At 72.0% G+C, this 14,018-nt stretch carries 12 protein-coding genes; 1 reads left to right on the top strand and 11 read right to left on the bottom strand.

Annotated elements, in window-relative coordinates:
- The 6 genes from ACWCPN_RS14205 to ACWCPN_RS14180 form a co-directional block, all read right to left on the bottom strand.
- A complete protein-coding gene (locus ACWCPN_RS14205) occupies positions 1 to 741 on the bottom strand; it encodes an ABC transporter permease (RefSeq protein WP_451205416.1) in 741 nt (246 codons plus the stop codon).
- Positions 738 to 1,667 (bottom strand): ABC transporter ATP-binding protein, encoded by a 930-nt coding sequence (locus ACWCPN_RS14200; RefSeq protein WP_451205414.1) that lies wholly within the window; start codon positions 1,665 to 1,667, stop codon positions 738 to 740. Before ACWCPN_RS14200 ends, ACWCPN_RS14205 begins: the two co-directional genes overlap by 4 nt.
- A gap of 135 nt (positions 1,668 to 1,802) precedes the next feature.
- Positions 1,803 to 4,100, bottom strand: a complete 2,298-nt coding sequence (locus ACWCPN_RS14195) for a hypothetical protein (protein ID WP_451205411.1) — start codon at positions 4,098 to 4,100, stop codon at positions 1,803 to 1,805.
- A 155-nt stretch (positions 4,101 to 4,255) separates the two neighbouring features.
- Positions 4,256 to 4,672, bottom strand: coding sequence for a DUF6113 family protein (locus ACWCPN_RS14190; protein ID WP_451205408.1), 417 nt, complete (start codon positions 4,670 to 4,672; stop codon positions 4,256 to 4,258).
- On the bottom strand, positions 4,669 to 5,535 hold the full coding sequence (gene mshB, locus ACWCPN_RS14185; protein ID WP_199211879.1) for an N-acetyl-1-D-myo-inositol-2-amino-2-deoxy-alpha-D-glucopyranoside deacetylase: 867 nt from the start codon (positions 5,533 to 5,535) through the stop codon (positions 4,669 to 4,671). The genes ACWCPN_RS14190 and mshB overlap by 4 nt, the downstream gene beginning before the upstream one ends.
- Before the next feature lie 201 nt (positions 5,536 to 5,736).
- Positions 5,737 to 5,931 carry a hypothetical protein gene (locus ACWCPN_RS14180; RefSeq protein WP_020942059.1) on the bottom strand — a complete coding sequence of 65 codons (195 nt, stop codon included), beginning with the start codon at positions 5,929 to 5,931 and terminating at the stop codon, positions 5,737 to 5,739.
- Positions 5,932 to 6,143: 212 nt separating this feature from the next.
- Here ACWCPN_RS14180 and ACWCPN_RS14175 point away from each other — a divergent pair, with 212 nt between their 5' ends.
- On the top strand, positions 6,144 to 8,276 hold the full coding sequence (locus tag ACWCPN_RS14175; protein ID WP_451205404.1) for a prolyl oligopeptidase family serine peptidase: 2,133 nt from the start codon (positions 6,144 to 6,146) through the stop codon (positions 8,274 to 8,276).
- 110 nt (positions 8,277 to 8,386) lie between these two features.
- Here the strand turns inward: ACWCPN_RS14175 and ACWCPN_RS14170 are convergent, their stop codons facing one another.
- The 5 genes from ACWCPN_RS14170 to ACWCPN_RS14150 are packed head-to-tail and all read right to left on the bottom strand — an operon-like array spanning position 8,387 to position 13,979.
- On the bottom strand, positions 8,387 to 9,478 hold the full coding sequence (locus ACWCPN_RS14170; RefSeq protein ID WP_451205401.1) for an ABC transporter ATP-binding protein: 1,092 nt from the start codon (positions 9,476 to 9,478) through the stop codon (positions 8,387 to 8,389).
- Positions 9,462 to 10,445: an ABC transporter ATP-binding protein gene (locus ACWCPN_RS14165; RefSeq protein WP_451205398.1), complete on the bottom strand. Its 984-nt coding sequence runs from the start codon at positions 10,443 to 10,445 to the stop codon at positions 9,462 to 9,464. The genes ACWCPN_RS14170 and ACWCPN_RS14165 overlap by 17 nt, the downstream gene beginning before the upstream one ends.
- An 8-nt stretch (positions 10,446 to 10,453) precedes the next feature.
- Positions 10,454 to 11,434, bottom strand: coding sequence for an ABC transporter permease (locus tag ACWCPN_RS14160; RefSeq protein WP_365120103.1), 981 nt, complete (start codon positions 11,432 to 11,434; stop codon positions 10,454 to 10,456).
- Positions 11,427 to 12,350, bottom strand: coding sequence for an ABC transporter permease (locus ACWCPN_RS14155; protein WP_451205394.1), 924 nt, complete (start codon positions 12,348 to 12,350; stop codon positions 11,427 to 11,429). The genes ACWCPN_RS14160 and ACWCPN_RS14155 overlap by 8 nt, the downstream gene beginning before the upstream one ends.
- A 6-nt stretch (positions 12,351 to 12,356) precedes the next feature.
- A complete protein-coding gene (locus tag ACWCPN_RS14150; RefSeq protein ID WP_451205391.1) occupies positions 12,357 to 13,979 on the bottom strand; it encodes a peptide ABC transporter substrate-binding protein in 1,623 nt (540 codons plus the stop codon).
- Positions 13,980 to 14,018 lie beyond the last annotated feature (39 nt).

The following is a 14,018-nucleotide window of genomic DNA, read 5'->3' as shown; positions in this document are numbered from 1 at the left end:
TCACGCCTTCAGCGTGTCCTTCCGGTACAGCCAGGCCGCACCGCCCGCGAAGAGGACGAAGTAGACGGCGAGGATGGCGATGTCCGTGGTGTGCGGGGCCTGGCTCTGCTCGATCGCCCGCCCCAGTGCAGCGTACGCGTGCGTCGGGAGCCACTCGGCGATGTCCTGCAGGATCCGCGGGAAGGTGGTGGACGGCATCCACAGACCGCCGAGGATCGACAGACCGAAGTAGACGATCATCGTGATCGGGCGGACCGCGTCCCCGGAGGCGACGTAGCCGATGGCGACGCCGAGCGCGGCGAAGACCAGGCTGCCCGCCCAGATGACCCCGGTGAGGGCGAGCCACTGCCAGGTGTCCAGGCGCACGTCCTTGAAGACGGCGGCGACGACGAACACCACGATGATCGACGGCAGGCTCACCACGGCCGCGCTCGCGGTCTTGGCGAGGACGTAGCCGCGTCCCGGCAGCGGGGTCAGCCGGAGCTGCCGCACCCAGCCGCTCTCGCGCTCCTTGGCGATGCGCTCGCTGTTGCCCATGAGGACGGCGGTCAGGGCGCCGAAGGACGCCATGGAGACCATCAGGTAGGTGGCGACGGTCAGGCCGGTCTCGTCGACCCGTTCGCCCGAGCCCGCGCTGCTGGAGAAGATCAGGTAGATGAACGAGGGGTAGAGCACCGAGAAGAACAGGAACTTCTTGTTCCGCAGGGAGCGGGTCAGTTCCAGCTTGATGAGGGAGTTCATGACTGCTTGGCCTCCTCGGCCTCCGTGATGGCGACGAAGGCCTGCTCCAGGCCGAGCCCGGCGACCTCGAGGTTGCGGGGGTAGACACCGAGGCCGTACAGGCCGTGGACGGTCGCGTCGGCGTCGGAGGACTGGATGCGGACGGTCTGCCCGGAGACGTCGAGCGAGGTGAGGAAGGGCAGGCCGCGCAGCGCCGCCTCGTCGATGTTCCCCTCCAGGTCGAAGGAGATCCGGCGGGCTCCGGCACGCGCCTTGATCTCGGCAGCGGTGCCGTCGGCGAGGAGCCGGCCCCGGTGCAGCACCAGGACCCGGTCGGCGATGGCGTCGGCCTCTTCGAGGTAGTGGGTGGCGAAGAGGACCGTACGGCCCTGGTCGGCCTGCTCGCGCATGGTGGCCCAGAAGGCCTGGCGGGCGGAGACGTCCATGCCGGTGGTGGGCTCGTCCAGGACGATCAGGTCGCTGTCCCCGGCGGTGGCGAGGGCGAAGCGGACGCGCTGGGCCTGGCCGCCGGAGAGCTTGTTGACCTTGCGGTCGGCGATCTGCGTGATGCCCGCGCGGGCGAGGACGTCCGCGGCCTTGTACGGCTTCGGGTGCAGGGAGCAGGCCAGCTTCACCAGCTCGGCGACGGTGACCTCGTCCATCAGCCCGCCGCTCTGCAGCATGGCCCCGACCCGTCCGGCGACGATGGCCTCGCGCGGGCTGGTGCCGAACAGGCCGACCGTGCCGCTGTCGGGGTGCTTGAGCCCGAGCAGGAGGTCGAGCGTGGTGGACTTGCCGGCGCCGTTCGGGCCGAGAAGGGCGACGGTCTCCCCCGGGTACAGCCGGAGCGAGAGGCCGTCGACGGCCCGCACGCTCCCGTACGTCTTGGTCACCTGGTCGAACCCGACCACCGGGGTGGTGGTGGCCGGTGCCGCTGTCGTTGTCATGTCCCCATGCTGGCCGGGCGGGGCGGGGGTCCGGCAGTGTCGGCGGTCCTCAGTGCCGGATGACAGATGTCATGCGGTTCCGGTGACACGCGAAGGGGGGCGTCCGGCCCGCGGACGCCCCCCTTCCCGGCCGCGCTAGCTCGGGTTCGTGTCGATGACCGCGACCCGGTTCGTTCCGCTCGTCAGGGCCTGGCGCAGGGCGACGTACACGTCCTGGGGCGTGACCGCCGTCTTCTTGCCGTTGCCCCGGGTGATGAGCACGCCGTCGAAGGTCTGGCCGTAGAGCTGCTTCAGGGCGTCCAGGTCCGGCTTGTCGGTGAGCTTGCCGTCGGGCGTGGCCGCGACCCGCAGGAACTTCCACAGCGATTTCTGCGGGCTCATCTCGATCGAGTGCGCGGCGTCGGTCCGCACCGTCACGTTGGCCGACATCGCCGGCTCCGCGAACTCCTTCATCTCGCGGTCGACCTCGGCCTTGGACACCGTCGGCTGCCTGGTGGCGGTCGGGACCGCGACGGCGGTGGCGGAGTCGGTCTCCACGAGCGTGCGGTAGGCCTGCTCGACGGCCCGGGTGGAGCCGGCCGCGTCGATGGCCTTGCCCTCCTTGCCGTAGACGGCGACGGCCTTGCCGGCGCGGAACTCGACACCGCCCTCGACCACGGAGCCGGAGCCCGAGCCGCCGCCGGCCTGCTGGAGGGCCGCCTGCAGCTTCTCCTCGTCCACCGGCATGACCGGCTCGACCTCGCGCTTCTGCCCGAAGAGGGAGCCGATCACGGAGACCGGGTTGTAGTCGCTCTGCGCGGCGCCGCTCACCGTGGCCGCGAAGTCGAACTGCAGGCCCGCGTTGTCCGGCTCGACGGAGACGGTCTTGCCGCCCACGGCCAGCTTCAGCGGCTTGTTCACCCGCCCGCCGAAGGCGTCGTCGAGCTTCTTGACGGCCTCGTCGCGGGTGCCGCCGCCGATGTCGACGCCGAGCACCGTGGTGCCCTTGGGCACGTCGGTGTGGTTCATCAGCAGCCCGGCGCCGTAGGCGCCGGCCGCGACGACGACCACGCCGACGGCGAGCAGCACCAGCTTGCTGCGGCCCTTCTTCTTCGGCCGGGCCGCCGCCTTGGGCTGCGGGGCCGGGTCGGGCAGCTTCGGCGCCTGATGCGGCACCGGTCCGTCGGCGGGGGCGCCGGGGCCGAACGGGGAGTTCCCGGCGGACGGGACGACCGGGATGCCGCTGGTGACGGTCTGCCCGGAGACGTTGCCGGCGCGGTATCCGGGCGTGCCCGGTTCGGGGGCCGGCTTCTGCGGGGTGAGGATCGCGGTGTCGTCGCTGAGGCCGCCGCCGGGGCCGGCGAAGGCACCGGGGGCCAGCGGGCCGCCCTGGCGGCCCTGGCCGTTCGTGCCGCCGGGCAGCGAGTGGCTGCCGGTGTCGCCGGGGCGCGGGTGGCTGCCGGTGTCGCCGTAGCCGCCGAAGGACTCACCGCCCAGATCCCGGTCCAGGTCGCTGAGCGAGCTCCTGGGGGCGGCGGGCGGGATCCTCGGCCCGTCGCCGGTGACCGGTCCGCTCGTCGGGCCCGCGGGGCCCTTGGGGCCGCGGCCGCCCGGGCCGTTCGGCCCGTTGAAGCCGCTGGGTCCGCCCGGGCCGCCGAGTCCGCCGGTACCGCCGCCGGGTCCGCCGGGGCCGTCGAACCCGCTCGGTCCGCCCTCGGAGAAGAACGGCAGGTCGTCGCGGCTCGGCTCGTCGCCGCCGGCACGGGCGCCGCCGCGCGGGCCCGCGGCCAGCGCCTCGGTCACGTCGAAGGAGCCGGTGCCGCCGCCGTGGCCCGGGGCCACGGGGCCACCGGTGGCGCCGGGCAGGCCGGAGCCGTTGGTGCCGCCGGGGCGGGAGCCGCCCGGTGCGCCCATGGCGCCGACCACGCCGCCGGGGCGGCCGCCGGCGGGACGGGCGCCGGCGGCACCCGGCCGCGGGGAGGGTGCGGCGGGTGCGGACGGTGCCGCCGCCGAACCGCCGGGCTGCCCGGCGCCGTTCGTTCCGCCGCCGCCCGGACCGCCCTTGGGGGCGGACGACTTCCGGGGCGCGAACCAGTCGCTGGTCTTCTCCTCGGCCTGCGGCGCGGGCTCGGCGGGCGTCTCGGCGGCCGCGGGTGCCGGGGCGGCCGGGGCCGGCCGCGGGTCGGAACCCGCGTCGCCCTTGGCGCCCTCGGCGTCCGCGACGGGCTTGCGCACCACGACCGGCGGGATGGGCCGCGACCCGGGGATGTTGATCCGGATCCGGGTGGTCAGCGTGGTCTCGGTCTTGCGTTCCTCCGGCTGCGCGGCCGAACGGCCCGCGTCCGCACCGGCTTCGGAGGCGACGGGGGTTCCGTACGGAGGCGTCCCGGAGGGATATGCGGCTCCGCCGCGCCCGTTGGGCCCGGAGGACGGAGTGTCAGTTTCACGACTCAAGGCAGGTTCTCCCGGTTGGCTCCACCGCCCGTTACGACCTCAGCGGGCAGTTCGGCGGCGCGCACCACCATACTGGCCACTTCTGGCGCGTATCCCATGACCGCTGAGGAAATGCACACCGGACTCGCACGCGCAACGTACGGCGAAGTGGTACGTCACTTGCCAAGTCGGGCGGCGCCGCCGCCGGGTTGCCGTCCCGGACCAAGGGTGGCGCAGATCACAGCCACCGCCATGCCGCCGAACAGGAACAGATAGGAGCCCAGTCCGGCGCTGAACAGGAAGTCGCCTTCCGGACGGCTGGCGGTGAGCAGGATGACGGTGATGATCCAGCCGGCCACCGGCGCCACCGCCCCGCCCCGGCCGCGCAGCGCGTAGGCGCCGCCGAGGAAGAGCCCGGCCGCGCCCGCGAGGGCGAGCAGCAGCCCCCCGGGGAACCAGGCACCCTGGACCAGGGCCCCGGCGAGGGCGACGACAGCGCCGAGCACGAACAGCCCCGCGTAGGCGGCGATCCGCCCGGCCGAGGGGCGCCGCAACGGCTGGGCCAGCGCCGACCCGCGTCCGGCGGTGCTCATGACGCCTCCTCGGCGCCGCCGGCGACTCCGGCGAACAGGTCGGTCTCCCCGGGCCCGGCGGTACCGCGCACCAACTCGTAGTACTCGGTGGTGAACAGCGGCTGCGCCAGCTCGTTGGAGAGCGCGAAGTAGGGCTCGGCCACCTCGATCTGGGTGGCGTGGGCACGCATCGCCGCCGCCTTGGCCGGAGCGTGGGCGGAGCCGTCGACAGCGGTGGTGATCCGCTCGTCGTCGACCACTCCGGGCACGTCGGCGAGGGAGGCGCCCTTGGCGAACGGCAGCGCGGCCAGTTCGTCCTGGAGGCGGGCGAAGGCGGCCTCGGCGACGGAGCGCGGCACGCGGTTCCAGTAGACCTTCTCGATCCGGTGCCCCTGTTCGTCCGCCAGTTCGACGGCACGCATGGCGACCCGGTGGGCCTGGATGTGGTCCGGGTGGCCGTAGCCGCCGTCGTCGTCGTAGGTGACGAGGACCTGCGGGCGGACCTCCAGGATCACCTCCACGAGCGACCCGGCGGCGGTGTCCAGGTCGGCCTGCCAGAAGCAGCCGGGGTCCTCGTTGTCGGGGATGCCCATCATCCCGGAGTCCCCGTAGCGGCCGGCACCGCCGAGCAGCCGGAAGTCCGTCACGCCCAGCTCGCGCAGGGCCGCGGCCAGCTCGCCGCGGCGGTGCGCGCCCAGTGCCGCACCGGTCAGATGCCGCAGCTCGGGCGGGATGACCTCGCCCCGCTCACCGAGGGTGCAGGTGACCAGGGTCACATGGGCGCCCTCGGCCGCGTAGCGGGCCATGGTCGCGCCGTTGTTGATCGACTCGTCGTCCGGGTGCGCGTGCACCAGCAGCAGACGCCGGTCGGGCAGTTCCGTCATGGGACCACCCTACGAGGCCACGCGCGGCGGCGTCCGGAAGCCCGCTCCCCCGCCTGCGGTCTCCTGATCTCCCCGGTTCACGCACCCGGGGCCTCGTCGCGGCGGTGAAGCGGGCCGCGAAGAGGCTCCGGTACCGAAGAGGGTGCGGGATCCGGCGAGCGGCAGGGACGGACTGCCGCCGCCGCCCGGTCGCGGGCGCCGTCAGAACTTGATGCTGCCGATCATGCTGGCGACGTTGGTCGTCAGCTCGCTGATCGTGGGGGCCACGGTGGAGGAGGCGAGATAGAACCCGAGCAGCATGCAGATGACCGCATGACCGCCCTTCAGCCCCGACTTCTTGATCAGCAAGAAGACGATGATCGCCAGCAGCACCACCGCCGAAATCGAGAGTGCCACGGCGGCTCACCTCCAAAAATCCCAGGGACGCGGGGGGGTCGGACTATGGGGGTTGTGACCCGGTCGTATGCCGGGCGTCGATCCGTACGGCAAGTCCATGCGAACGCCAGCGGGTTCATACCCACTCAGCGGTAGTGATCATAACTATCCGTGCTCGCGCATCGCTCGGCGCACGGCCGCACAAGGGGGCGCATGGCCAATATGGTCGGGGTATGACGACCGAGGCTCACTCCTTCCCCCGTCGGCACGCCCGCACGCAGCGGTTCACGCTCGGCGCGCCGCGTGCGTTCGCGGTGGCACCCGACGGTTCGCGTGTCGCGTTCCTGCGTTCCAACTCCGGTACCGACCGGGCCAACTCGCTCTGGGTCCTGGACCCGGCGGACGGCTCGGAACGCCTCGCGGCCGATCCGGCCGCCCTGCTGCAGGGCGCCTCGGAGGAGCTCCCGCCCGAGGAGCGGGCGCGCCGGGAGCGCAGCCGGGAGGGCGGGGCCGGCATCGTCGGCCACGCCACCGACGCGGCCGTGGAGTTGGCGGCTTTCGCCTTGTCAGGGCGGCTTTTCACGGCCGAGCTGCGGGCCGGCACGGCACGCGAACTCCGGGTCCCGGGACCCGTGATCGACCCGCGTCCGTCGCCGGACGGACGGCACGTCGCGTACGTGGCGCGGGGCGCGCTGCGGGTGACGGGCGCCGAGGGTGAGGGTGACCGGGCGCTGGCGGAGCCGGAGACCGAGCAGGTGACCTACGGGCTCGCGGAGTTCATCGCGGCCGAGGAGATGAGCCGTGACCGGGGCTTCTGGTGGGCTCCGGGCTCGGACCGGCTGCTGGTGGCGCGGGTGGACGACACGCCGGTGCGGCGCTGGTGGATCGCCGACCCGGCCCACCCGGAGCGTGACCCGAACCACGTCGCGTACCCGGCTGCGGGAACTCCCAACGCGGACGTACGGCTGTTCGTCCTCGGCCTCGACGGGGGGCGCACGGAGGTCGCGTGGGACCGGGCGCGCTATCCGTACCTGGCACGGGTGCACTGGTCGGAGGCGGGGGCGCCCCTGATCCTGGTGCAGGCCCGGGACCAGCGCAGCCAGCTCTTCCTGGCGGTGGACCCGGACACCGGTTCGACCCGGATGGTGCACGCCGACGAAGATCCAACATGGCTGGAACTGTTCCCCGGAGTGCCCTGCTGGAGCCCGTCCGGTCAGCTTGTCCGGATCGCGGACGAGGGCGGCGCGCGGGTGCTGACCGTGGGCGAACGGCCACTGACCGGACCGCAGTTGCACGTCCGTTCGGTCCTCGATGTGACGGCCGACGACGTGCTGGTCACGGCCTCGGCGGGCGAGGAGGCCGCGTCGCCGGAGATCGGCGAGATCCATGTGTACCGGGTGAACGAGCTGGGCGTGGAGCGCGTGTCGCAGGAGCCCGGCGTGCACACGGCGGTGCGGGCCGGGGACGTGACGGTGCTGGTCTCCGCGACGCTGGACAGTCCGGGCACCCGTGTCCAGGTGCTGCGTGACGGAAAACGGACGGCGACTGTCACCTCTTACGCCGAAGATCCTGGTTTGTCCCCCCGCGTGACGCTCGTCCAGGGGGGCGCACGCCGAATTCCGTGCGCCGTGCTTATGCCTACGGACTACCCCGGTGACACGCCCCTCCCCGTACTCATGGACCCCTACGGTGGCCCGCACGGCCAGCGGGTGGTCGCCGCGCACAACGCGTACCTGACCTCGCAGTGGTTCGCCGATCAGGGGTTCGCGGTGATCGTGGCCGACGGTCGGGGCACCCCGGGCCGCTCGCCGGCGTGGGAGAAGGAGATCCGGGACGACCTCGCGGCCGTCGTGCTGCAGGACCAGGTCGACGCGCTGCACGCTCTCGCCGGGGACTTCCCGCTCGACCTCGGCCGGGTGGCCGTCCGGGGCTGGTCCTTCGGCGGCTATCTGGCGGCGCTGGCGGTCCTGCGCCGCCCCGACGTCTTCCACGCCGCGGTGGTGGGCGCTCCCGTCACCGATCTGCGGCTGTACGACACCCACTACCAGGAGCGCTACCTCGGCCTGCCCGACGAGCAGCCGGACGTCTACCGCCGCAACTCGCTGATCGACGACGCCGGCCTGGTCGACGCGGCCGAGCCGCACCGGCCGATGATGGTGATCCACGGCCTGGCCGACGACAACGTGGTCGTCGCCCACTCGCTGCGCCTGTCCTCCGCCCTGCTGGCCGCGGGCCGTCCGCACGAGGTCCTGCCGCTGTCCGGGGTGACCCACATGACCCCGCAGGAGACCGTCGCGGAGAACCTGCTCCGCCTGCAGCTCGACTTCCTGCGCCGTTCGCTGCCCCAGCCGGGCGAATCCGCGTGAACCGCCTTAACGAACAGGCAACTTCACGGAAGCGGTACCGATATCTGAACGCGTGAGGCTGGACAGCGTACGGCCGTGCGGGTGCCGTGTGCGGGCCGGGATGCGCCATGTCATCCCGGCCCGCTGCCGTTGCCGGCGGGCTGCCCGGCCTCCCGCGCCCCGCCGGTGCCGGAGCCCTTCACGGGCAGCGTCTCGGCGAAGTGGCAGGCCGAGTCGTGCGCGGCCGGGCCGGTGCCCGGGCGGAACGCCTCCGGCACGGCCAGCGCCGGGACCTCCCGGGCGCACCGCTCCCGGGCCTTCCAGCAGCGGGTGCGGAAGCGGCAGCCGGAGGGGATGTCCGTGGGCGACGGCACGTCGCCGGACAGGATGATCCGTTCGCGGTGCTCCCTGGTCTCCGGGTCGGGCACCGGGACCGCCGAGAGCAGCGCCTGGGTGTACGGGTGGGTGGGGTGGTCGTAGATCTCGGTGTCCGTGCCGGTCTCCACGATGCGCCCGAGGTACATCACCCCGACCCGGTCCGAGATGTGCCGGACGATCGACAGGTCGTGCGCGATGAACACGTAGGAGAGGTCGAACTCGGACTGGAGGCGGTCCAGGAGGTTGATCACCTGGGCCTGCACGGAGACGTCCAGGGCGGAGACCGGTTCGTCGGCGACGATCACCTCCGGACGCAGCGCCAGGCCCCGCGCGATGCCGATGCGCTGGCGCTGCCCGCCGGAGAACTGGTGCGGGTAGCGGTTGATGTGCTCCGGGTTGAGACCCACGACGTCCAGCAGTTCCCGGACCCTGCGCCGGCGGTCGCCCTTGGGGGCCGCCTCCGGGTGGATCTCGTACGGCTCCCCGATGATGTCCCCCACCGTCATACGGGGGTTGAGCGAGGTGTACGGGTCCTGGAAGACCATCTGGATGTTGCGGCGGACGGCCTTCAGGGCCCGGCCCGACAGCGCGGTGATGTCCTCGCCCTTGAACCGGATCGAGCCCGCCGTCGGCCGTTCCAGGTTGCACAGCATCTTCGCGACCGTCGACTTGCCGCAGCCCGACTCCCCGACGATGCCCAGGGTCTCGCCCCGGCCCAGGTGGAAGTCGACGCCGTCGACCGCCTTCACCGCGCCGATCTGCTTCCGGAAGACGATGCCCCGGGTCAGCGGGTAGTGCTTGACGAGGCCGTCGACCTCCAGGACGGGCTCAGTGGTCGCGGTCATCCAGGCACTCCCTCCAGAAGTGGCAGGCGCTGCCGCGCTCACCGGAGACCGGGTACAACGGGGGTACGTCGGTCCGGCAGACGTCCCGGGCCATCGGGCAGCGGGGATGGAAGGCGCAGCCGGACGGGATGTGGGTCAGGCTCGGCGGCAGGCCCTTGATGGCGTACAGCTCCCGGCCCTTCAGGTCCAGGCGCGGGATGGAGTCCAGCAGGCCCCGGGTGTAGGGGTGCGCGGGCGCCTTGTAGATGTCGCGCACGGGGGCCGACTCCACGATCCGCCCCGCGTACATCACCGCGATGCGGTCGGCCACGTCCGCGACCACCCCGAGGTCGTGGGTGATGAGGATCAGGCCCATCCGGTACTCGCGCCGCAGCTCGGCCAGCAGCTCCATGACCTGGGCCTGCACGGTGACGTCCAGGGCGGTGGTGGGCTCGTCGGCGATGATGAGCGCGGGCTCGAGGGCCAGCGCCATGGCGATCATGATGCGCTGGCGCATACCGCCGGAGAACTGGTGCGGGTAGTCCCGTACCCGCTGCGCCGCGGCCGGGATGCGCACCCGGTCCATCAGCTCGACCGCTCTGGCCCGGGCGTCCTTCTTCGACATGCCCCGGTGCACCACGAACATCTCGCCGAGCTGGTCGCCGACGCACAGCACGGGGTTGAGGGCGGACAGCGCGTCCTGGAAGATCATCGCCATCCCGGAGCCCCGGACCCCGCGCCGCTCCTCCTCCTTCAGCCGCAGCAGGTCCCGGCCCTGGAAGAGGATCTCCCCGCCCGTGATCCGGCCCGGGGGCGTGTCGAGGATGCCCATCACGGCCTGCGCGGTCACCGACTTGCCCGAGCCGGACTCGCCGAGCACCGCCAGGGTCTCTCCCGCGTCGACGGCGTACGACACTCCGTTGACGGCCTTGGCGACCCCTTCCCGGGTCCGGAACTCCACGTGCAGGTCGCGCACTTCGAGCAGCATGCCCGCCGTCACCTCAGCTTCGGGTCGAGGGCGTCGCGCACCGCGTCGCCGAGCATGATGAAGGCCAGGACCGTGACGGCGAGGGCACCCGCGGGCCACAGCAGCGCGTAGGGGGCGTTGCGGACGTAGGGCGAGGCGGCGGAGATGTCGATGCCCCAGGAGACGGCGGGCGGCTTGAGGCCGACGCCGAGGTAGGACAGGGTCGCCTCCAGCGCGATGTACGTGCCGAGCGCGATGGTCGCGACGACGATCACCGGGGCGACGGCGTTCGGGGCGATGTGCCGCAGCAGGATCCGGGAGTGGGAGGCGCCGAGGGCGCGGGCCGCCTGGACGTAGTCGTTCTGCTGGACGGTGATGACCGAGCCGCGCGCGATCCGGGAGATCTGCGGCCAGCCGAGCAGCACCATGAACCCGATGACCGGCCAGACCGTGTTGCTGGTGACCACGGAGAGCAGGACGAGACCGCCGAGGACGACCGGGATGGCGAAGAAGATGTCGGTGCCCCGGGAGAGCACCGAGTCCCACACCCCGCCGAAGAACCCGGCCAGGGCGCCCAGCACCGACCCGAGCAGCGCGACCCCGAGTGTGGCGCAGACGCCGACCGTGACGGACGTGCGGGCGCCGTACACGGTCCGGGTGTAGACGTTGCAGCCCTGGCCGTCGTACCCGAAGGGGGCGCCGGGTGCGGGGCCGTCCTGGGCCTTGGCCAGGTCGCAGCTCAGGGGGCTGCCGGGGGCGATCGCCGAGGGCCACAGGGAGATGAAGACCAGGAAGACGATGACGAGGGCGGAGACCAGGAAGACCGGGTTGCGGCGCAGGTCCCGCCAGGCGTCGGACCACAGCGAGCGCGGCCTGCCGGTGTCCGACGCGCCGCCGCGGCCGCCCGGGGGCTCCTCGAGCGTGGTCGCCTCGCTGGTGGCGAGATCCATGGCGCCTCCCATGCCGGTTCCGGCGATCGCGCCGTCCTGCTCCGGTCGCCGTTCAGGCATAGCGGATCCTCGGGTCGAGTACGGCGTACAGCAGGTCCACGAGCAGGTTGGCGACCAGGAAGACCAGCACGAGCACGGTCACGAAGCCGACGACCGTCTGGGTGTTCTGCCGCAGGATGCCCTGGTAGAGCTGGTAGCCGACGCCGTGGATGTTGAAGATCCGCTCGGTGACGATGGCGCCGCCCATCAGCGCGCCGATGTCGGTGCCGATGAAGGTGACCACGGGGATGAGGGAGTTGCGCAGCAGGTGCCGGGTGATCACCCGGTGCCGGGGCAGGCCCTTGGCTACGGCGGTGCGCACGTAGTCGGCCCGCTTGTTCTCGGCGATGGAGGTGCGGGTCAGCCGGGTGACGTAGGCGAGGGAGACGAAGGCGAGGACCAGGCCGGGCACGATCAGCTCGTCGAAGGCCGCGGCCGGGGAGACGGAGGGTTTGATCCAGCCCCACTCGACGCCCAGCAGGAGCTGGAGCAGCAGACCGGTGACGAAGGTGGGCACGGCGATGACCACGAGGGTGACGACGAGCACCGAGGTGTCGACGGGCCGGCCGCGCCGTAGCCCCGTGACCACGCCCAGGGTGATGCCGACGACGATCTCGAAGAGGATCGCGACGATCGTCAGCCGGACGGTGACCGGGAACGCCGTCGCCATCAGCTCGGTGACCGGCTGGCCGTTGAACGCCGTCCCGAAGTCCCCGGTGAAGACGTTCCCCATGTAGGTCACGTACTGCTGCCACAGGGGCTTGTCGAGGCCGAACTCCTTCTTGAGCTGGGCCGCCGTCGCCGGGTCGCAGGTCCGCTCGCCGCACAGGCCGGCGACGGGGTCGCCCATGACGTTCACCATCAGGAAGATCAGCAGGGTGGCCCCGATGAACACCGGGACCATCTGCAGCAGCCGCCTGACCACATAGCGCCCCACGACGGCTCAGCCGACCTTGATCTCGTTGTAGACCGGGACGCTGAAGGGGTTGAGCGCGACGCGGGACAGGCGCGCGGAGTAGCCGGCGCTGCCGTTCTGGTACCACAGCGGGATGGCGGCCATGTTGTCCCGCACCACGCCCTCGGCCTGCTGGAAGAGCGCGACCGAGCGGGCGGTGTCGGTCTCGGCGTTGGCCTGGTCGACGAGGCGGTCGAACTGCTTGTTCGACCACGTGCCGTCGTTGGACGAGGCTCCCGTGTAGTACAGCGGCTGCAGGAAGTTCTGGATCAACGGGTAGTCCATCTGCCAGCCGGCCCGGAAGGGACCGGGCATCTTGTGCCGGGAGATCTGGTTGCGGAAGTCGGCGAAGGTACCGATCGGGTTGCCGACGCAGGCCCGGTCGTTGCCGAGGGCGTTGTTGATGGAGTTGCACACGGCGTCCACCCACTGCTTGTGCGAGCCCGAGTCCGCGTTGTAGGTGATCTTCAGCTGCCCGCCGGGGATCCCGCCGCCCTCCTGGACCAGCTTCCTGGCGCCGCCGGGGTCGTAGTCGCAGGCGTGGCCGCACAGGCCGGACTGGTAGCCGCCCTTCGCGCCGAGGACCGGGGAGGTCCAGTCGGTGGCCGGGGTGCGGGTGCCGCGGAAGAGGGTCCGGGTGATCTGCGCGCGGTTGATCGCCATGGACAGGCCGGTGCGCACCTTCCGGGCTCCGTCGGTGTTCCACCTGGGGTCGTAGAACGGGAAGGCGAGGGTCTGCAGGATGCCGGCCGGGGTGTTGATGTAGCGGCCGTCGAGGTCGGTCCGCACGTTCTTGAGCTGGGTCGCGGGCACGTCGTCGACCAGGTCGAGGTTGCCGGCCAGCACGTCGGTGTAGGCGGTGTTGTTGTCCGTGTAGACCAGCAGGCTCACGCCCTCGTTGAGCGCGCGGTCCCGGCCCGGATAGGCGTCCCACTTCTCCAGGGCCATCGCGGCGCCCTTGGTGTACGACCGGACCCGGTACGGCCCGTTGCCGACCGGCTTGCCCACCCAGGCCGCGTGGTCGGTGAAGAACGTCCTCGGCAGCGGGGCGAAGGCGACGTAGCCGAGGGTGTCGGGGAAGCTGGAGAACTTCTGGTTGAGCCGGACGGTGAAGGTCAGGGGGCCGGTGACCCGGAGCCCCGACAGGGTGTCCGCGGTCTGTCCGCCGCTGTCGGGGTGGACCTTGTCGTAGCCCTGGATGTAGCCGAAGAAGTACGCGTTCTTCTGGTTGTTCCGCAGGCTCGCCCCGTAGTTCCAGGCGTCCACGAAGGACCTGGCGGTCACCTTCTCACCGTTGGAGAAGGTCCAGCCGTCCCTGACCCTGACACGGAAGTTCGTGGAGTCCGTGGTTTCGATGCTCTCGGCGAGCATGTCCTTCGCCTGGCCGGTCCTCGGGTCGTACCGCTTCAGGCCGCGGAAGATCATGTCGAGCACCTTGCCGCCCTGCACCTCGTTGGTGTTGGCGGGCTCCAGCGGGTTCTGCGGGTCGCCCCAGGAGGAGGTCAGCACCCCGGCGCCGCCCGCGCCGCCGGCGCCGCCCCCGCAGGCCGTCGCGACGAGGGCCAGCACCACCGCGCCCGCGGCCCGTCGGGCGTGCCCGGCTCCGCGCATCGGCACCTCCTCCTGATACGCAATCAGACATATCACATG

The sequence above is a fragment of the Streptomyces sp. NPDC002386 genome (assembly GCF_053593175.1).
This window is presented reverse-complemented; position numbering and strand designations above follow the sequence as displayed.